A 19,935-nucleotide genomic window follows, 5' to 3' on the forward strand; every position below is an offset into this window, starting at 1 on the left:
GCGGGGCCGGAGGATCGAAAAGCCAGGCAGCGGACGACGACGAGGACGAACTGCCGCGCGCGGAGCCTGTCCGCGCGAGACGACGGACGGGCGCGCCCTTGCGCGCCGGCCAAGCTGGAGAACAAGGATCCATGCCCACCATCGCCCTCGTCGACGACGACAGGAACATCCTCACCTCCGTGTCGATCGCGCTGGAAAACGAGGGATACCGGGTCGAGACCTACACGGACGGCGCCTCGGCGCTGGAAGGGCTGCAGGAGCATCCGCCGCACCTCGCCATCTTCGACATCAAGATGCCCCGCATGGATGGCATGGAGCTCCTCCGGCGCCTGCGGCAGAAATCCGACCTTCCCGTGATCTTCCTGACCTCCAAGGACGAGGAGATCGACGAGCTCTTCGGCCTGAAGATGGGCGCCGACGACTACATCCGGAAACCCTTCTCGCAGCGCCTTCTCGTCGAGCGCGTCCGGGCGATCCTGCGCCGCGGCGCCGCGCGCGAGGCGATGCCCAAGGGCGCCCCGCCGACGGCGGAATCCTCGCTCGAGCGCGGCCAGCTCGTCATGGACCAGGAGCGCCACACCTGCACCTGGATGGGCCAGCCGGTGACGCTGACCGTCACCGAGTTCCTGATCCTCCACGCCCTCGCCCAGCGCCCCGGCGTCGTCAAAAGCCGCGACGCGCTGATGGACGCGGCCTATGACGAGCAGGTCTACGTCGACGACCGCACCATCGACAGCCACATCAAGCGCCTGCGCAAGAAGTTCAAGGCGATCGACGACGACTTCGACATGATCGAGACGCTCTACGGCGTCGGCTACCGCTTCCGCGAGGCCTGAGCGGACAGGACGGGGACGCGCCGATGGTGGCCCATGCCGACGCAGAGGCCGACCGGGCGGACGCGCCGTCGGGCGAAGGCTCGCGCGTGCGCGCCCGGCGCCGGGACGCCGCCGCGCGCTCGCGCCTGCGCCGCCTGCCCTTCATCCGCCGCACGCTTTATCGCGTGCGCTGGCTTCTCGGGCATTCGGTCTTCTCGTCCCTCACCCGGCGCATCGTCTTCCTCAACCTCGTGGCGCTGGTGGTGCTGGTCTCCGGCATCCTCTACCTCAACCAGTTCCGCGCCGGCCTCATCGACGCGCGCGTGGAAAGCCTGCTGACGCAGGGCGAGATCATCGCCAGCGCCATCGCGTCCTCGGCGACGGTAGAGACGAACTCGATCTCGCTCGATCCCGAACGCCTCCTGGAACTCCAGGCCGGCGACACGCTGTCCCCGTCCGCGGAAACCACCGAGAGCCTCGACTTCCCGATCAACCCGGAGCGCGTCGCCCCGCTCCTGCGCCGCCTGATCTCGCCGACCAGGACGCGCGCCCGGCTCTACGACCGCGATGCCAACCTCATTCTCGACTCGCGCCATCTCTACTCGCGCGGCCAGATCCTGCGCTACGACCTGCCCCCCATCACCGAGGCCGAGGACACCTCGATCCTCCAGGAGGTCGACAACTGGTTCCGGCGCCTGTTCCGCCGCTCGGACCTGCCGATCTACCGCGAAACGCCGGGCGGCTCGGGGACGACCTATCCGGAGGTGATGAACGCGCTCACCGGCGGCCCGGCGACGGTGGTGCGCGCGACCGAGCGCGGCGAGCTGATCGTCTCGGTCGCGGTGCCCATCCAGCGCTTCCGGGCCGTTCTCGGCGTCCTCCAGCTCTCGACGCAGGGCGGCGACATCGACAAGATCGTCCAGGCCGAGCGCATCGCGATCGTTCGCACCTTCGCGGTCGCTGCGCTCGTCACGATCTTCCTCTCGACGCTCCTCGCCTCCACCATCGCGACGCCGCTGCGGCGCCTGTCGGCCGCCGCGATCCGCGTGCGCCGGGGCGTTCGCGAGCGCGCCGAGATCCCGGACTTCGGCGACCGCACCGACGAGGTCGGCAACCTCGCCTCGGCGCTGAAGGACATGACCAACGCGCTCTACGCCCGCATGGACGCGATCGAGCGCTTCGCCGCGGACGTGTCCCACGAGCTGAAGAACCCGCTGACATCGCTGCGCTCGGCCGTCGAGACCCTGCCACTCGCCCGCAACGAGACCTCCCAGAAGCGCCTCCTCGACATCATCCAGCACGATGTGAGGCGCCTCGACCGCCTGATCACCGACATCGCCGACGCCTCGCGCCTCGACGCCGAGCTCGCCCGCGAGGACGCGGCCAACGTCGACCTCGACGCGCTTCTCCACCTCGTCGTCGAGGCCGCGCGCGGCCACACCAAGGACGGGCGCACGCCGACCATCATCCTGCGCCCCTCCTCGACCACGCCGGGCTCCAAGAGCGCCGTCATTCCCGGCCACGACCTGCGCCTGTCCCAGGTCTTCACCAACCTCATCGACAATGCCCGCTCCTTCGTGCCCGAGCAGGGCGGGCGCATCGTCGTCACCGTCCGCCGCCGCGGCACCCGCGTCATCGTCACCGTCGAGGACAACGGGCCGGGCATCCGCGTCGAGGAGATCGAGCGCATCTTCGAGCGCTTCTACACAGACCGGCCGGGCCCCGAATCCTTCGGCCAGAACTCCGGCCTCGGCCTGTCGATCTCGCGCCAGATCGTCGAGGCCCACGGCGGCACGCTGACGGCCGAGAACATCGAGGACGAGAACGCGCCCGACGGGATCGGGGGCGCGCGCTTCATCGTGTCCCTGCCGACGCCGTGACCCCGACGCCGGTTCACGTTCACGGCACCGCCATCGCGCTCGCCGGTCACGGAGTCCTGATCCGCGGGCGCCCGCGCTCCGGCAAGAGCGCGCTCGCCTTCATGGCGCTGCGCCGGGCCGAGGCCGCGGGACTGACCGCCGGCCTCGTCGCCGACGACCAGGTGCTGTTGGAGCCGGGCGCCGACGGCCGGCTCGCCATGGCGGCGCCCGCGCCCATCGCCGGCCTTCTCGAACTGTCGGGGGTCGGCATCCTCGGCGAGGCGCGAAGCTCGGGGACGCCGGTGCTCGACCTCCTCGTCGATCTTCTGGCCGAGCCGGACGCCGAGCGCCTGCCCGATCCCGCCGCGGGGCGCCTTGCCGGCCGGCCCGTGCGCCGCATCGTCCTGCCCGAGCGCGAGGCGGCGCTCGGCGCCGAGATCCTCGTCCACCTTGCGCGAAACGGCTTCGCCGGCTTCGACGCGCGCGCCGACGCGCCGTGACCGGAAGGCCGCAGGAGGCAAACAGTCGCGGCGACGGGCTTGCCTATCGGGCGCGCCGTGACAAGATGCGCCGCCGAAACCGTGCCGCGCCGCAGACAACGAAGGGGCAGCGCACGGACGGGGCAGGCGCGGCGCCGACCGCGGCTGCCGTCTCAGCGGAGTTCGATGCCATATGATCGGTTTGGTGCTCGTCACGCACGGGCGTTTAGCGGAGGAGTTCCGCAACGCTCTCGAGCACGTCGTCGGGCCTCAGGACGCCCTCGAGACCATTTCGATCGGTCCGGACGACGACATGGAGCAGCGCCGCACCGACATCGTCGAGGCGGTCGCCCGCACGAACCGCGGCAAGGGCGTGATCCTTCTCACCGACATGTTCGGCGGAACGCCCTCCAACCTCGCGATCTCGGTGATGAGCGGCGAAGGCATCGACGTCCTCGCCGGCATCAACCTGCCCATGCTGATCAAGCTCGCCAAGGTGCGCGCCGACATGTCGATGGCCGAGGCGCTCGGCCTCGCCCAGGAGGCGGGACGCAAGTATATCAACGTCGCCAGCCGGGTGCTCAGCGGCAAATGAACCCCGAACGCTCGCCCGGCCCCGCGCCGCGGCACCTCACCATCTGCAACAAGCGCGGCCTTCATGCCCGCGCCTCGGCCAAGTTCGTGCTGGTCGCCGAGAAGTTCGATGCCGAGCTGACCATCTCCAAGGACGGCCTCAGCGTCGGCGGCCAGTCGATCATGGGCCTGATGATGCTCGCCGCCGGCCAGCACAGCACCATCGAGGTCTCCGCCTCCGGCCGGGAGGCGAGCCAAGCCCTCGACGCCATCGAGGCGCTCGTCGCCGACCGCTTCGGCGAGGAGTGCTGAGGGGACGGCAGGCCGAACCCTGAACGACCACGCTCAGTTCGGCGAGGCCGGCCCGCCAGCCGGCGGCCCCGCAGCCCCATCCTCGTCCAGAAGGTCGGCCCAGAGCAGCCGCGCCGATTCGCGCGCGGCGCCAAGGTCCAGGGCAAGGCTGCCCTCGCGCGCGGCGCGGGCGATGTCGTCGCGAAGGCCTGCCGCCAGCCCGTCGCCGCCGGCCGCCGCCGCGCTCGCCAAGGCGAAGGCCTGCGTCAGGTCGCGCGGCCGGCCGCGCCCCTCATAGGCGTCGAAGGCCTCCTGCCGAAGGGCCGCGAAGTCGCGCCCGCGGACCGCTGCGTTCAGCCGTTCGACCCAGGCCGCGCCGTCCGGCGTTCCGGCGAAGCGGTTGCCCGCCTCGACTTCCGCCTGCGCGAGTTCCGCCGGACCGAGCCGTCCGCGCAGCACCTCGATGCCGGCGGAAACGCCAGGGACCGCCGGAACGCTCGCGAGCGCGACGTAGAGGCCCTGCGCCTCGTCCGGGTCGAGGGCGATGGAGGGATCGACGCCGAGGGCCTGGCCCGCCAGCCGCACGGCCGCCGGATCGCCCGCCAGCGCTTCGGCTCGCACCAGGGCGAGGCCGGCCGCCGCGTCCTGCGGCGCGCCGCGCCCGGCGATCAGCCGCTCGGCCAGCGCCAGTCGCTCCGCCGCGGGAGCGTCGAGGTCGAGCGCCAGCGCGCCCGGCGCGAGGAGCGGCGTAGCGGGCGGCGGGCCGTCCACCACGCTCGGGCGGAGCGACAGGATGGTCTCGGCCGTCATCGCCTCGTTCCGCAGCGCCGCCAGCTCCACCGGCTCTTCCGGGTCGAGGCCGATGAAGATGCGGTTCGGCTCGGCGATGAAGCGCTGGAGGGCGGCGCTCCATTCCCCGGACTGCCGCACGACCTTGGGATCGTCGGCGCCCGGGCGGCCCACCAGCAGGTGCTGGGGCATCGTCGCCGCCATCATGCCGGCAAAGCCCCGCATCGCGTCCGGCGTCATGGCGTTCTCGCGCGCCGCGGCCGCGATCCCCGCCTCGACGAGCCCGCGATCCTCGAAGCTCGCCTCGAAGAAGCGCAGGCGCCCGAGGATTTCCGGGCGCGGCTCGACAACCGTGCCGTCCGCCTCGACCGTCGCCTCCGCCAGCGGCACGAGGATGTGGAAGCCGTCGATCCCGATCGCCGCGTCGAGCCGGCCGAGGTTCGGCAGGTCGAGCGTCACGTCGACGTCGAAGGAGGCCGAGGGCTCGTCCACGGTTGCGGCGACGAGAACGCTGCCGCGCAGCGTCTCGATGTCCAGCTCGCGCAGCATGGCGCGGGTCTCCTCGTCGAGCGGCAGGGCGCGGGTGTCGAGCGACACCGCGTCGAAGGCCTGCGTCGTCGCGCCGACGCTCCAGCGGCCGATCTCGACGACGACCCCGCCGCGTTCCAGCCGCAGGTCGCGCGCGACGAAGCGCTTCGTCACGGGATCGTAGGCCCGCGAGCCGTAGGTGACCCCGACGAAGGAGCGGGCGAACTGCACCGTGAGGTCGAAGATCGTCGGCGAATAGGTGAGAAGGCTACCGGCGAGGCCGGCACCGGCGTCGGTGCCCGGCGTCGACGGCAGGCGCTCGGCGGCGACGGCCGGAGCGCCCGCGCCGATCCCCGCGGCGAGCGCGAGAGCGAGCACCGCGATCCGGCTTGCCGAGTGGCGGCGTGTTCCACCGATGAGAGCCTTGCGTGCCATGATCAGAGCGTCTCCCTGCCTCGCGTCGATCGCGCGCCCGCCCCGTGCGGGCTTCGCGCCATCGACATAGAGTTGCGCATGAGGGCTGACATGCCTGGGTTGCGGCCGTCGAATCCGAGCGATCATATAAAGAGATACTTATATCAGCTTGTGCGAAAAGCGCATTCCTGCTAGATCGCCGCCAATCCCGCTCCCCCGAACGATCCACGGACATCCCATGGCCACCACGCTCGACTACGTCGTCAAGGACATCGCGCTCGCCGATTACGGCCGCAAGGAGATCATGATCGCCGAGACCGAGATGCCCGGTCTCATGGCCTGCCGCGCCGAGTTCGGCGCCGAGCAGCCCCTGAAGGGCGCCCGGATCACCGGCTCGCTGCACATGACGATCCAGACTGCGGTCCTCATCGAGACGCTGAAGGTGCTCGGCGCCGAGGTGCGCTGGGCCTCCTGCAACATCTTCTCGACGCAGGACCACGCCGCCGCCGCCATCGCCGCCACCGGCACGCCGGTCTTCGCGGTGAAGGGCGAGAGCCTGACCGAGTACTGGGACTACACCGATCGCCTCTTCCAGTGGCCGGACGGCGAGCCCTCCAACATGATCCTCGACGACGGCGGCGACGCCACGATGTACATCCTGCTCGGCGCCCGCGCCGAGGCCGGCGAGGACATCCTGAAGAACCCGGGCTCGGAAGAGGAAGAGATTCTCTTCGCGCAGATCAAGAAGCGCCTGGCTGCGACGCCCGGCTTCTTCGCCCGCCAGCGCGACGCGATCCGCGGCGTGACGGAGGAAACGACGACGGGCGTCAACCGGCTCTACCAGCTGCAGAAGCAGGGCCGCCTGCCTTTCCCGGCGATCAACGTCAACGACAGCGTGACGAAGTCGAAGTTCGACAACAAGTACGGCTGCAAGGAAAGCCTCGTCGACGGCATCCGCCGCGGCACCGACGTGATGATGGCCGGCAAGGTGGCCGTCGTCTGCGGCTACGGCGACGTCGGCAAGGGCTCGGCCGCCTCGCTCGCGGGCGCCGGCGCCCGCGTCAAGGTCACCGAAGTCGACCCGATCTGCGCCCTTCAGGCCGCGATGGACGGCTTCGAGGTGACGACGCTGGAGGAGGCCGCGCCCACCGCCGACATCGTCATCACGGCGACCGGCAACAAGGACGTCGTCACCCTCGACCACATGCGCTCCTTCAAGGACATGTGCATCGTCGGCAACATCGGCCACTTCGACAACGAGATCGACGTGGCGGGCCTCAAGAACCTCAAGTGGGTGAACGTCAAGCCGCAGGTCGACCTCGTCGAGTTCCCCGGTGGCAAGCGGATGATCCTTCTCTCGGAGGGCCGCCTCCTCAACCTCGGCAACGCGACCGGCCACCCGTCCTTCGTGATGTCGGCCTCCTTCACCAACCAGACGCTGGCGCAGATCGAGCTCTTCACCAAGGGCGAGAAGTACCGCAACGAGGTCTACGTTCTTCCCAAGCACCTCGACGAGAAGGTCGCCCGCCTCCACCTCGACAAGCTCGGCGCCAAGCTGTCGACACTGTCGGAAGGCCAGGCCTCCTATATCGGCGTCACGCCGCAGGGCCCCTTCAAGGCCGAGCACTACCGCTACTGAGACGAACGGCCGGGGTGCCAGACTTCGCAACCTCGGGGTGCATTGCCGCATTTTCGCCACAGGCCCGCCGGAAATCCTTCCGGCGGGCCTTGATCTTTTTCGAACCCGCCAAAGCCCTGCCAAACCTGCTCCAAGCTTGCCGATCGGCAACGCCGGCGCCGGTTTTGACTGTCAACCCCCGTTTTCAGCTTTGCCCAGATTCGGCCATAGAATAGATTGGCCGCTCGCGGGGCGTGGTGCGTGTCCAGCCCGCCTCGCGAGGCAGGATGTGGCGTCTTTTCCTGTTGATGCGGCAATCGAGACGGGGGCGGACGAATGCGGATGCGTCGAGGGTCCGGATGCGCGGATGCGCGCCGGAGAGCATCGGATTCGTGCAAAAATTCGGGCTCGTGTGAGCCGGGGGCGGAGACCCGCTCTTCGCGGCGTCCGCTCGCCCGGATTCTGCAGGCGCTGCGGCTGGGCACGGCCGCGGCCGGTATCGCGCTCGTCGCGGCGACGCCCTGCGTCGCGCAGGAGGCGAGCGCGGACGGCCTCGTCGGCGGCTTCCTGGCGCCCGGCGAAGTCTTCTATCTGTCCTTCAGCGCCTTTCTGATCGGCGGCGGCATGCTGGCCGCCGTTTATCTCCTGCGCCGCCGCCAGGAAGTCGCAGTCGAGAACGAGGCGCTGAAGGCGGCCCTCGCCGAGGCCCGCGGGATCGCCGAGCAGCGCGGCGCGCTTCTGGCCGCCGACGGCGAGCGCATCCTCGTCTTCAACGGCCCGGGCGGGGCGGCCGACATCGTCGGCACCCTCGACCCGGCGCTCGGCGTTCCCGTCGATCCCCAGCGCTTCCTCGCCTTCGACACCTGGCTGCCGCCGGACGTCGCCCGCCAGCTTCCCGCGCGCATCGAAACGCTGCGCGCCGAGGCCGCGGCCTTCACGCTCTCCGTCGACCTGCCTAAGGGCGCGATCATCGAGATCACCGGCAAGCCGCTCGGCGGCGAGGCCGTGGTGCGCTTCACGCCGCTGAAGGGCCTGCGCGAGGCGCAGGCCGCGCTGAAGGCCGACCACGCGCGCGCCGCCGCGACGATCGCGACCCTCCAGAGCCTCTTCGACGCGGCGCCGCTTCCCGTCTGGCTGCGCGGCCGCGACCGGCGGCTTGCCTGGGTCAACGCCGCCTACGGCCGCGCCGTCGACGCCCCGAATTCCGAGGCCGCCTTGAAGAACGGCGCCGAGTTCCTCGGCGAGGCCGACCGCGCCGCCATCGCCGCGCGGATCGAGGCCGGCGAGACCTTCGACGACAAGCTGTCCACCGTGGTCGACAACGACCGGCGCACCTTCCACGTCGTCGACGTCGCCGGCCCGTTCGGCTCGGCGGGACTGGCTGTCGACGTGTCCGAAGCCGAGGAAGCGCGGCGCGTCCTCGCGCAGACGCTGGCCAACCACGCCGACACGCTCGACCAGCTGACCACGGCCGTCGCCCGCTTCGACGACCGCACGCAGATCACCTATCACAACGCCGCCTTCCAGAAGCTCTTCGGCCTGTCCTCCGCCTATCTCGGCTCGAAGCCCGACCATGTCTCGATGATGGACATGCTCCAGTCGCGCGGCACGCTGCCGATGGACCGGCCCCTGCGCGAGCTGAAGAACGAGGTGCTCGCCGCCTATCGCGCCACCGCGCCGGTCGAGCTGATGTGGCACCTGTCGGGCGGGCGCACGCTGCGCGTCTTCGCCAATCCGCAGCCGCAGGGCGGCGCGACCTGGGTCTTCGAGGACCTCACCGAGAAGATCGAGCTGGAGAGCCGCCTCAACTCGCTCGTGCGCCTCCAGCGCGAAACCCTGGACTACCTCAAGGAAGCGGTCGCCGTGTTCGGGCAGGACGCGCGGCTGCGCCTGTTCAACCCGGCCTTCGCCGAGATGTGGGAGCTGTCCACCGAGTTCCTCGACACCAAACCCCGCATCCAGAAGATCGCCGAATCGGCGCCCGGCCGCATCGCGGCGGGCACTGGCGCCGAAGCCGGGGGCGCCGCGGCCTGGGACCGCTTCGTCCTGGCCGTCACCGCCATGGACGAGGGCCCGCGCGAGAGCGAGGCCGGCACGCTCGAATTCGGCGACGGCCGCGTCTACTCCTTCGGCATCGTGCCCCTTCCGGGCGGCCAGACCATGCTGACCTTCGCCGACATCTCCACCGCCCGCCAGGCCGAGCGCATGCTGCGCGAGCGCAACGAGGCGCTGGAGCAGGCCGACCAGATCAAGACCGACTTCGTCCAGCACGTGAACTACGAGCTGCGCTCGCCGCTGACCAACATCATCGGCTTCTCGGCGCTCCTGCGCTCGCCCGACACCGGGCCGCTCAACACGCGCCAGAGCGAGTATCTCGACTACATCTCCTCCTCGACCGCCGCGCTCCTGACCATCGTCAACGACATCCTGGATCTCGCGACGCTCGACGCCGGGATCATGGACCTCGAGCTCGGCGAGGTGGAGATCGCCAAATCCGTCGAGCAGGCCGCCGAGGGCGTGCGCGACCGCCTGCTGGAAAGCGGCGTCGACCTGCAGCTCGACGTCGACGGGGCGGGGCGCACCATGATCGCCGACGGCCACCGCCTGACGCAGGTTCTGTTCAACCTCCTCGCCAATGCCGTGAACTTCGCCCCCGCCGGCTCCACGGTCACCCTGTCGGCCCAGCGCGAGGCGGGCGACGTCGTCTTCCGCGTGTCGGATCGCGGCCAGGGCATCCTGCCGGCCCAGCTCGCCAAGATCTTCGAGCGCTTCGAATCGAACCCGGCCGGCGGGCGCCGCTCCGGCGCCGGCCTCGGCCTCTCCATCGTCAAGAGCTTCGTCGACCTCCACGGCGGTTCGGTCACCGTCGATTCCGGCATCGGCCGCGGCACGCAGATCGTCTGCCGCTTCCCCGCCGACCCGAACGCCCCCGCGCCCCCGCCCTCGCGCGGCGCCAAGCCGAATTCGAGCGAGCAGCGCGAGAAGGGCGACGGGCTGCCCCGGGCCGCCGAATGATCGCGGCGCCCGACAGCGCCGAGCCCCCGACCGTCGAAGCCGTCGCGGTCGAGCTGCGCGACGAGGCCGCGAGCCTCCTCTTCGCCGCCGACCTCGCCCGCGCGGTGAAGCCCGGCGACCTCGTCTCGCTCGCCGGCGACCTCGGCGCCGGCAAGACCTTTCTCGCCCGCGGCCTCGTGCGCGCGCTGGCCGAGGCGCCGGACCTCGAGGTTCCCTCCCCGACCTTCACCCTCGTCCAGGCCTACGACGAGTGCCGCCCGCCCGTCATCCACGCCGACCTCTACCGCCTCGCCGATCCCGCGGAGGTCGAGGAACTGGGCCTCGCCGACGCGCGCGAGAGCGGAAGCCACGTCCTTCTCGTGGAATGGCTCGACAAGGCGGAGGGGCGCCTGGGCGCGCCGAGCCTCGCCGTCGCGCTCGAACATGCCGGCGCCGACGGGGAAAGCCGCCGCGCGATCGTTTCCGGCGACGCGGACGCGCTGGCGCGGCTGCGCCGCTCGCTCGCCATCCGCGACTTCCTGCGCGCGCACGGGCACGGCACGGCGCGCCGCCGCCACCTCACCGGCGACGCCTCGGCGCGCGCCTACGAGACGGTGGAGACGGAGAACGGCGGGATCCTCGTCCTCATGGATTCGCCGCGCCGCCCGCCCGGGCCGGTGATCCGCGACGGCCTGCCCTATACCCGCCTCGTCCACGTCGCCGAGGACGTCATGCCCTTCGTCGCGGTCGACGAGGCGCTGCGCACGGCCGGCTTCGCCGCGCCCGCGATCCACGCCGCCGACCTCGAGGCCGGCCTCCTCCTCATCGAGCACCTCGGAACGGACGGCGTCCTCGACGCGGCGGGCGCGCCGATCCCCGAGCGCTACGACGCGGCGGTCCGGCTTCTTGCCGCGCTTCACGCCCGCGCCTGGGACCCGCGCATCGAGATCGCGATCGCGCCCGGCACCGTCCACACCGTCCCGGTCTTCGATCCCCGCGCCATGGGCATCGAGGTCTCGCTTCTCCTCGACTGGTTCCTGCCGCGCATGCGCGGCCGGCCGGCCTCGGCGGAGGAGCGCGCGCGCTTCGCGGCCGTCTGGGACGCGCTCTTCGAGATCGTCGGCCGGGCGGAAGCGAGCCTCGTCCTTCGCGACGTCCATTCGCCGAACCTCATCTGGCGGGCGCACGAGACGGGCCACCGCCGGCTCGGGCTCATCGACTTCCAGGACGCGATGATCGGCCCGGCGGCCTACGACGTCGCCTCGCTCGCGCAGGACGCGCGCGTCGACGTCTCGCCGGATCTGGAAGCGCGCCTCGTCCTCGCCTATCGCCGGGCGCGCGCGAGCGCCGACACGCGCTTCGACGCCGCCCGCTTCGAGGAAGCCTACGCGATCATGGCGGCGCAGCGCGCCACCAAGATTCTCGGCCTCTTCGTGCGGCTGGACGAGCGCGACGGGAAACCCCACTATCTGCGCCACCTCCCCCGCATCCGAGACTACATGCGCCGATCCCTGAACCACCCCTCGCTCGCCGCCCTCCGGCAGCTCTATGCGGACTGGAGCGTCCTCGACGAGGCCCCCGTCCCGCCGCGCACGACCGGGACGCGGTCGTGAGCGAGGCGCCCCGTCGCGCGGCCGGTACCGGCCGGCCGCGCCCGAAAACCGCGATGGTGCTCGCCGCCGGCCTCGGCAAGCGCATGCGCCCGATCACATCGACCATCCCCAAACCCCTCGTCGAGGTGCGCGGTAAGGCGCTGATCGACTACGGGCTCGATGCCCTCGCCCGCGCCGGCGTGGAGCGGGTCGTCGTCAACGTCCACTACCTCGCCGACCAGCTGCGCGCCCATCTGCGCCGACGCACCGACATGGAGATCGTCCTGTCCGACGAGACGGAGCAGCTCCTCGATTCGGGCGGCGGCATCGTCAAGGCGCTGCCGCATCTGGGAAGCGAGCCCTTCTTTCTCCTCAACGCCGACACCTTCTGGATCGAGGGCTGGCGCGACAATCTCGACCTTCTCGCCGACCTCTTCGACCCCGCGCGCATGGACATCAGCCTCCTCATCGCCAACATGCGCCAGGCGACGGGCTACGAGGGGCGCGGCGACTTCACCATGGACGTCGAGGGGCGCCTCGCCCGCGTGCCGGAGCGGGACCTGTCGCCCTTCATCTATGCCGGGGCGGCGATCCTGAAGCCCGAGATCTTCGCCGGGATGTCGCCGGAGCCCTTCTCGCTGAACCGCTGCTTCGACCGCGCCATCGAGGCCGGCCGCCTGTTCGGCGTGCGCATGGACGGGCTGTGGATCACCGTGGGGACGCCCGGCGCCATCGCCGAGGCGGAGGCCGCGCTGGTCGCGAGCGCCGCCTGAAGGCGGCTATGCGATTCGCGTGCGGCCGCCGGCTGCGGTAGGGCATTCTTTCAGCCTTCGCATCAGACTGGCGCCATGCAGCTCCGTGTCCTCTCGATCCCACCCGGCCTGCCGTTTCTGAAGACGCTCGCGCGCGAGTTTCTCGACGGGCGGATCGTGCCGGGCTTCCGGCACGATCCCGCCGATCCGCTGAAGCTCGCCGGCGCGACCATTCTCCTGCCCTCGCGCCGCGCCGCGCGCCTCCTGGCGGCCGAGTTCGCGGCGGCCCTCGGCGGCGGGCCGGCGATCCTGCCGACCCTGCGCGTGGTCGGCGAAGCGGATGAGACCGCCGCCTTCCTGCTGCCCGGCGGGGCCGAGGCCGCGCTCTCGCCCGTGGTCAGCGGCATGGAGCGCCGGCTGATCCTCGCCCGCCTCGTGCGCCGCTGGCGCCGCCTGACGACGCGCGAGGAGGTGGAAGCCCTGATCGAGCACGACATCCCCCCGCCGGCCTCCGCGGCCGACGCGCTCTGGCTCGCCCGGGACCTCTGCGAACTCCTCGACGAGGCGGAAAACGAGAACGTCTCGCTCGATGGCCTCGCCGAGCTCGCCCCCGAGCGCCTCAGCGACTGGTGGCGAATGACGCTGGACTTCCTCGCGATCCTCACCCGCCACTGGCCGGACATCCTCGCCGCCCGCGGCCTCGTGTCGGAGGCGAGCGCGCGCAACGCCGCCGAGCGCGCGCTTGCCGAGCGGCTGGCGCTGGAAGGCTCGCCCGGCGGGCCGATGGTGATCGCCGGCTCCACCGCCACGGCTCCCGCGAGCGTCGAGCTGATGCGCGCGGTCGCCCGCCTGCCGAACGGCGCCCTCGTCCTGCCCGGCCTCGACCGCGACCTCGACAAGGCCGGCTGGGACGCGATCGACGTGTCCCGCGCCATCGCCTCGCCCGGTCATCCGCAATATCCGATGAAGCGCATCCTCGGCCGCCTCCTGCTGCCGCCCGAGGCGGTCGACCACGTCGGCGGCGCGGACGATCCCGCCGATCCCCGCCGCGCCCGCGAGCGCCTCCTGTCCTTCGCGCTCCGCCCCGCCGAGACCACCGCCGTCTGGGCCGAGGAAGCCGGCGCGATCCCGCCCGCCGCCATCGACGGCCTCGCGCTCGTCGAGGCGCCGGACGAGCGCACGGAAGCCCTCGCCGCAGCCATCGCCATGCGCCATGCGCTGGACGTGCCGGGCGCGACCGCGGCCCTCGTCACGCCCGACCGCAATCTCGCCCGCCGCGTCGTCGCCGAGCTGCAGCGCTTCGGCATCGAGGCGAACGATTCGGCCGGCCGGCCGCTCGCCTCCACCGCGCCCGGCACGCTGCTCTCGCTCGTCCTCGACGCGGCGCTGCGCCCCGGCGATCCGCTCACCCTCGTCTCGCTCCTCAAGCATCCCCTGATGCGCGCCGGCATGATGCCGGGCGAGGCGCGCCGCGCCGCCCGCGCCATCGAGACGATCGCCCTGCGCGGGCGCGTCGGCGTGCCCGACGTCGCCAAGCTCCCCGAACTCCTGGCGTCCGCCCTGGAAGATCTCCTCGAAGCCACCAACGTGCCGCGCCCGGTGCGCCTCGTCGGCCCGAACGACCGCGAGCTCGCCAAGACCCTCGCGGCCAACCTCGCGGCGGCCCTGGAGCCCTTGACCGCGCTGCGCAATGCCGAGCCGTCCGAGCTCGGCGACGTCGCCCCGCTCGTCACCCGCGCCGTCGAGGCCGCGGCGGCCGATCCCGAGGGCAGCGCCGCCAAGCTCTACGCCTTCGAGACCGGCGAGGCGCTGGCCGCCTTCCTGTCGGACCTCGTCCAGGCGCCGGCGACGGGCTTCGGCGTCGAGCCGGGCGACCTGCCGGACGTCGTGCGCGCCCTTCTCGCCGACCGCACGGTTCGGCCGCGCGGCGGCCTGTCGACCCGCGCCTTCATCCTCGGCACGATCGAGGCGCGCCTCGCCCATGTCGACCTCGCGGTGCTCGCCGGCCTCAACGAGAACACCTGGCCGGGCGGCGCCAAGTCCGGCGCCTTCCTGTCGCGGCTGATGCGCTCGGAAATGGCGCTGGAGCCTCCGGAGCGGCGGATCGGCCTTGCCGCCCACGACTTCTGGATGGCGATGGGCGCGCCGCAGGTCGTCCTGTCGCGCTCGACGCGCTCGGGCGGCGCGCCGACCATCGCCTCGCGCTGGCTGCAGCGCCTCCTCGCAGTGGCGGGCAAGGAGGGCGCGGCCGCCATGCGCCGCGAGGGCGAGCCCTATCTGGCGCACGCCGTCGGCATCGACCGGCCGGCACCCGGCGCCCCGGCGCCCGCACCCAGCCCGCGGCCCGCCCCGCGTCCGCCGCTCGGCTTCCGTCCGACGAGCTATTCGGTGACCGAGGTCGAGACGCTGATCCGCGATCCCTACGCCGTCTATGCCCGGCGCGTCCTGCGCCTGGAGCCGATGCCGGACCTCATCCGCAGCCCGGGCGCCGCCGATCGCGGCATCCTCTTCCACCGCGTCCTCGGCGACTTCGTCGCGGACGGCAACGATCCGGCGGGCCCCGAGGCCGAGACGATCCTTCTCGCCTATGCCCGCGAGGCCTTCCAGGAGGAGCGCCTTCCGGCCGAGATCGAGGCCGTCTGGTGGCCGCGCATGGAGGCGATGGCGCGCAACGTCGTCGCCTGGGAGCGCGAGCGCGCCCCCCGCGTGGCCAGGCGCCTCGCCGAGCTGAAGGGCGCGCTGGACGTTCCCGACATCGAGGTGAAGCTGACGGGCCGCGCCGACCGGGTCGACGTGATGACCGACGGGAGCCTCGAGATCATCGACTTCAAGACCGGCAGCGGGCCGTCGGTGAAACAGGCCCGCACGCTTCTCGCGCCCCAGCTCCCGCTGGAGGCGGCGATGGCGCGGCATGGCGGCTTTGCCGCAGGCGGCGCGCCGGCAGCCCCCGTCGGCGAGCTCCTCTTCGTGCGCCTCAAGGAGCGCGCGGTCGAGCCCGAGCCCCTGTCGAAGGCGGCGACGGCCACGAGCGAGGCCATCACCGCCGACGACCTCGCTTGCCGCGCCTACGACAAGTTCCGGGCCCTCGCCGCCCTCTACGCCAAGCGCGACACGCCCTATCCGTCGCGCGCCCGTCCCTATCTCGCCAGCGACTTTTCCGGCACCTACGACCACCTCGCGCGGGCGCGCGAATGGTCGGCGGGGGTGGAGGGGGAGGAATGAGCGTGCCCCTCCGTCGGACGGCTCCCCCCGTGCAGAACGAGGCGCCTCCCCTCGCCCGCTTGCGGGAGAGGGTCCCGCCGGAGGCGGGGGGTGAGGGTGTCGGCCGCGCAAGCGGCCGAGCGAAGAACCTTCGACGCGGCTGCGCCACCACCCTCATCCGCCTGCCGGCACCTTCTCCCGCCAGCGGGAGAAGGGAGAAGCTTCGCCGTCCGCTCCTCCCTGGAGCCCGCCCGTGAGCTTCACCGTCAGCCCCCGCACGAACGCCGCGCAGGCCGAGGCCTCCGATCCCGCGCGCTCGGCCTTCGTGTCCGCCAATGCCGGCTCCGGCAAGACGCACGTGCTCACCCAGCGCGTCGTGCGCCTGCTGCTCGCCGGCGCCGAGCCCTCGCGCATCCTGTGCCTCACCTACACCAAGGCGGCGGCGGCGGAGATGGCGAACCGCGTCTTCGGGCGGCTCGCGCTCTTCGCGACGCAGCCGAAGAAGGCGCTCGACGCGGACCTCAGGAGCCTTCTCGGCCGCGCGCCCCGCGATCCCGACCGGACCCGCGCGCGCCAGCTGTTCGCCTGCGCGCTGGAAACGCCGGGGGGCCTGAAAATCCAGACCATCCACGCCTTCTGCGAGGCGATCCTCCACCAGTTCCCGATCGAGGCGGGCGTTCCCGGCCACTTCGAGGTCATGGACGATTCGGAGAGCGCGCTGCTTCTCGCCGAGGCGCGGCGCCGGCTCGTCACCGGCGGCGGCCTGCCCTTCGGGCGCCAGCCGAGCCAGGCCGAGCGCGACGCGCGCGTGGCCGCCTTCGCCGACGCCCTGAGCCTCGCGGGCGAGAAGGGGCTCGACGGCCTGCTGCGCGAGATCGTCTCCAAGCGCGACGCGATCCGCCGCCACATGGAGGAAACGGGCGAGCTTCCCGGCGCGCTCGACGCGCTCGCCGAGTCGCTCGGCCTGCCGCCCGGCGCCGACGAGGCGGCGGCGCTCGCGGCCGTCTGGCCCTGCCCCGGCCTCGACGAGGCGTTCCTGCGCGACCTCGGCCGCACCTGCCTCGCGACCGCGAAGTCCTCCGACGAGAAGGTGGCCGAGCGCATCGACGCCTGCTTCGCGCCGCCTGCCCTGGCGGAGCCGTCGACGCGCTTCGCCGCGCTGTCCGCGCTGCTGCTCACCGAGAAGGGCGAGCCGCGCAAGCGCATTGTCACCAAGGCGGTGGCGGAAGCGTTCGGCGACCTCGACGACCGCCTCGCCGCCGCGGTTGCACACGTCGAGGCCATGCGCAACCGCCTGGCCTCGCTGCGCCTTTATCGCGCGAGCGCCGCGGCGCTCATCCTCGCCGACGCGCTGGAGCGCGACTACGCGCTGCTCAAGCGCCGGCGCGGGCGGCTCGACTTCGAGGATCTCATCGTCGCCACCGCCGACCTCCTCACCCGCTCCGACGCCTCGGCCTGGGTCCACTACAAGCTCGACCAGGGCATCGACCACGTCCTCATCGACGAGGCGCAGGACACGAGCCCGCGGCAATGGGAGGTGATGCGCTCGCTGATCGACGAGTTCTTCGTCGGCCAGACCGCCCGCGAGGCCAGGCGCACCATCTTCGCGGTCGGCGACGAGAAGCAGTCGATCTATTCCTTTCAAGGGGCGCTCCCGCGCATGTTCGCCGACGAGCGGCGGTCGCTGCTCGCCCGCGCGCAAGGGGCCGAGCGCGCCTTCTCTGTCGTCGAGCTGCACCAGTCCTTCCGCTCGTCCGGCATCGTCCTCCAGGCCGTCGACCGCGTCTTCTCGCTGCCCGAGAACCGGCGTGGCCTGTCGGCCGACGACCGCCCGCCCGCCCACGAGACCGTGCGTCAGGGCGCGCCCGGCCTCGTCGAGCTCTGGCCGCCCTTCGTGTCGGGCAGCATCGAAGAGCCGGAGGACTGGCTGGAGCCCGTCGACGTCCAGCCGGAGAACGCGCCGACGAGCCGCCTCGCCCGCCGCATCGCCGAAACGGTGAAGGGGTGGCTCGGCGACGCCATCGAGACGCGCGACGGCCCGCGGCCGCTCGGCCCCGGCGACGTCCTCGTTCTCGTGCGCAAGCGCTCGCCCTTCGTGGACGCGATGGGCAAGGCGCTGCGCGACGCCGGCATCCCCGTGGCGGGCGCCGACCGGCTGCTTCTCACCGACCACATCGCCGTCTGCGACCTCATCTCGCTCGGCCGCGCCGTCGTGAACGTCGACGACGAGCTGTCGCTGGCGGAAGCGCTGAAGAGCCCGCTCTTCGACTTTTCCGAGGACGAGCTGATGGCGCTCGCCCTCGTGCGCGATCCCTTCGAGCCCTTGTCCCTGTCGCTGCGCCGCCTGGGCACGACGGAAGGCGTCTCGCGCGCCTCGTACCTCGAGCTTCCGGGCCTCAACCTCGAAACCCTGCGCGAGAAGTCGGCGCTGGCCGGCGACCGGCTCGACGCGATGCGCGACCGCGCCGGCTTCTCCGGCCCCTTCACCTTCTTCGCGCGGGTGCTGGCCCGGGAGGGCGGGCGCGGTGCCCTGGTGCGCCGGCTCGGCGAGGACGCGGGCGAGGTCATCGACGCCTTTCTCGACCTCGCGCTCGCCCACGAGGACGCGCACGGCCCCGGCCTCGACGCCTTTCTCGCCGAGCTCGTCGCCGAGCCGCCGCAGATCAAGCGCGAGATGGAGCACGGCCGCGGCGAGGTGCGGATCATGACCGTCCACGCCTCCAAGGGCCTGGAAGCGCCGGTGGTCTTCCTGGTCGACCCCGGCTCCGCCCCGTTCCACCCGAGCCACGGGGCGAAGATGATGCGCTGGGAGGACATGCCCGGCCTGCCGCCGGACGCGGCCCCCGGCTTCCTGTGGCGCGCCTCGACGAGCGCCCGCAACGCCGCGCTGCAGGGCCTCGCCGAGGTCGAGAAGCGCGGCGCCGAGGACGAGTACCGCCGCCTCCTCTATGTCGGCATGACGCGCGCCGCCGACCGCCTGGTCCTGTGCGGCACGGCCGGCGCGAAGGGGCCGCACGACGAGTGCTGGCTCCGGATCGCCGAGCGGGCGCTGGAGCCGGTCTGCGAGGAGGTGCTCGACGCGAACGGCGAGCGCCTGTGCCTGCGCTTCGGCTCGGCCGAGGACGGCGCGGCGGCGGCGGCCCGCGCGCCCCGCGGCGCCGAGCAGCTCGCCTTCGACCTGACGCCGCTGGCCCCCGAGCCGCGCCTGCCGCGCACTCTCGCCCCGTCGGGCGCGGCAAGCGCCGTCGCGGTGGAGGCCTCGCCGGCGCTGGAGGAGGCCGGGCCGGCGGCGGGGCGCATGCAGGACGGCGCCTACCTCTCGCCCGTCCTCGACGGCGGCGCCGAGCCCGGCTTCGCCATCCGCCGCGGCATCGCCGCCCACCGCCTCCTCCAGGTCCTCCCCGAACTCGCTCCCGAGGCGCGCGAGCCGGCCGCCATGGCCTTTCTGGAATCGGCCGCGGGCCTGCCGGATCCCGCCGCGCGCGCCGCCCTCTGGGCGACGGTGCGGCGGATCATGGAGGAGCCGCGCTTCGCGCCGGCCTTCGCGCCGGGCAGCCGCGCGGAGGTGCCGATCGCCGGCACGATCGAGGTCGGCGGGCGGCCCGTCCAGGTTTCCGGCTCGATCGACCGTCTGGCGGTGAGCGAGACGCGCGTCCTCGTCGTCGACTACAAGACCAACCGTCCGGCGCCCCGCAGCGTCGAGGAGGTGCCGGAGGAATACCGGCTGCAGCTCGCGCTTTATCGCGCGATGCTCCAGCCGATCTATCCGGGACGCCGCGTCGAGGCCGCGCTGCTCTTCACCGAGGGGCCGCTCTGGATCGAAATGCCGGACGAGGTTCTCGACGCCGCTCTCCGGGGCGGCGGACGCGAAACGGCGGAGGCGCCGGCGCCCCCCTCCGCCGCGCAAGTAGGGGAGGCGCGAAACGCGGCGGGGCGCCGTCGTTTCCAGCCTGTTGACGGCGCGTGACCATTCCGGCGATCCGCTTGATTTCGGGCGGGGGCGCTTCTACCTGATGATCCGAACAACGGT

The 19,935-nt window shown here is 72.3% G+C and carries 12 protein-coding genes; 11 read left to right on the forward strand and 1 reads right to left on the reverse strand.

What is annotated here, in order from left to right:
* Window positions 1-131 precede the first annotated feature (131 nt).
* From FZN60_RS09305 to FZN60_RS09325, 5 genes are all read left to right on the forward strand, one after another.
* A complete protein-coding gene (locus FZN60_RS09305) occupies window positions 132-836 on the forward strand; it encodes a response regulator transcription factor (RefSeq protein ID WP_158873198.1) in 705 nt (234 codons plus the stop codon).
* 23 nt (window positions 837-859) lie between these two features.
* Complete coding sequence (locus FZN60_RS09310; protein ID WP_158873199.1) at window positions 860-2,695, forward strand: sensor histidine kinase; 1,836 nt, start codon at window positions 860-862, stop codon at window positions 2,693-2,695.
* On the forward strand, window positions 2,692-3,174 hold the full coding sequence (locus FZN60_RS09315; protein ID WP_158873200.1) for an HPr kinase/phosphorylase: 483 nt from the start codon (window positions 2,692-2,694) through the stop codon (window positions 3,172-3,174). Before FZN60_RS09310 ends, FZN60_RS09315 begins: the two co-directional genes overlap by 4 nt.
* A gap of 172 nt (window positions 3,175-3,346) precedes the next feature.
* Window positions 3,347-3,748 (forward strand): PTS sugar transporter subunit IIA, encoded by a 402-nt coding sequence (locus FZN60_RS09320; protein WP_158873201.1) that lies wholly within the window; start codon window positions 3,347-3,349, stop codon window positions 3,746-3,748.
* Window positions 3,745-4,038: an HPr family phosphocarrier protein gene (locus tag FZN60_RS09325; protein WP_158873202.1), complete on the forward strand. Its 294-nt coding sequence runs from the start codon at window positions 3,745-3,747 to the stop codon at window positions 4,036-4,038. The genes FZN60_RS09320 and FZN60_RS09325 overlap by 4 nt, the downstream gene beginning before the upstream one ends.
* Window positions 4,039-4,071: 33 nt before the next feature.
* On the opposite strand, the gene FZN60_RS09330 is transcribed toward FZN60_RS09325, so the two are convergent.
* The gene (locus FZN60_RS09330; protein WP_158873203.1) at window positions 4,072-5,769 is read right to left on the reverse strand and encodes an aq_1923 C-terminal domain; all 1,698 of its coding nucleotides are present in this window, start codon (window positions 5,767-5,769) and stop codon (window positions 4,072-4,074) included.
* Between the two features lie 217 nt (window positions 5,770-5,986).
* Between FZN60_RS09330 and ahcY the strand changes: the two genes are divergently transcribed.
* The 6 genes from ahcY (at window position 5,987) to addA (ending at window position 19,872) form a co-directional block, all read left to right on the forward strand.
* Complete coding sequence (ahcY, locus tag FZN60_RS09335; protein ID WP_158873204.1) at window positions 5,987-7,387, forward strand: adenosylhomocysteinase; 1,401 nt, start codon at window positions 5,987-5,989, stop codon at window positions 7,385-7,387.
* 321 nt (window positions 7,388-7,708) lie between these two features.
* Complete coding sequence (locus tag FZN60_RS09340; RefSeq protein WP_246726677.1) at window positions 7,709-10,381, forward strand: sensor histidine kinase; 2,673 nt, start codon at window positions 7,709-7,711, stop codon at window positions 10,379-10,381.
* Complete coding sequence (gene tsaE / locus FZN60_RS09345; RefSeq protein WP_158873205.1) at window positions 10,378-11,973, forward strand: tRNA (adenosine(37)-N6)-threonylcarbamoyltransferase complex ATPase subunit type 1 TsaE; 1,596 nt, start codon at window positions 10,378-10,380, stop codon at window positions 11,971-11,973. The genes FZN60_RS09340 and tsaE overlap by 4 nt, the downstream gene beginning before the upstream one ends.
* 53 nt (window positions 11,974-12,026) lie before the next feature.
* Window positions 12,027-12,725 carry a nucleotidyltransferase family protein gene (locus tag FZN60_RS09350; RefSeq protein ID WP_158873300.1) on the forward strand — a complete coding sequence of 233 codons (699 nt, stop codon included), beginning with the start codon at window positions 12,027-12,029 and terminating at the stop codon, window positions 12,723-12,725.
* Between the two features lie 75 nt (window positions 12,726-12,800).
* The gene (addB, locus tag FZN60_RS09355; protein WP_158873206.1) at window positions 12,801-15,926 is read left to right on the forward strand and encodes a double-strand break repair protein AddB; all 3,126 of its coding nucleotides are present in this window, start codon (window positions 12,801-12,803) and stop codon (window positions 15,924-15,926) included.
* A 232-nt stretch (window positions 15,927-16,158) separates the two neighbouring features.
* Window positions 16,159-19,872, forward strand: coding sequence for a double-strand break repair helicase AddA (gene addA / locus FZN60_RS09360; RefSeq protein ID WP_158873207.1), 3,714 nt, complete (start codon window positions 16,159-16,161; stop codon window positions 19,870-19,872).
* Window positions 19,873-19,935: the final 63 nt, after the last annotated feature.

Origin of the sequence: Antarcticirhabdus aurantiaca, from assembly GCF_009765365.1 — a bacterium.
Lineage (GTDB): Bacteria > Pseudomonadota > Alphaproteobacteria > Rhizobiales > Rhizobiaceae > Antarcticirhabdus > Antarcticirhabdus aurantiaca.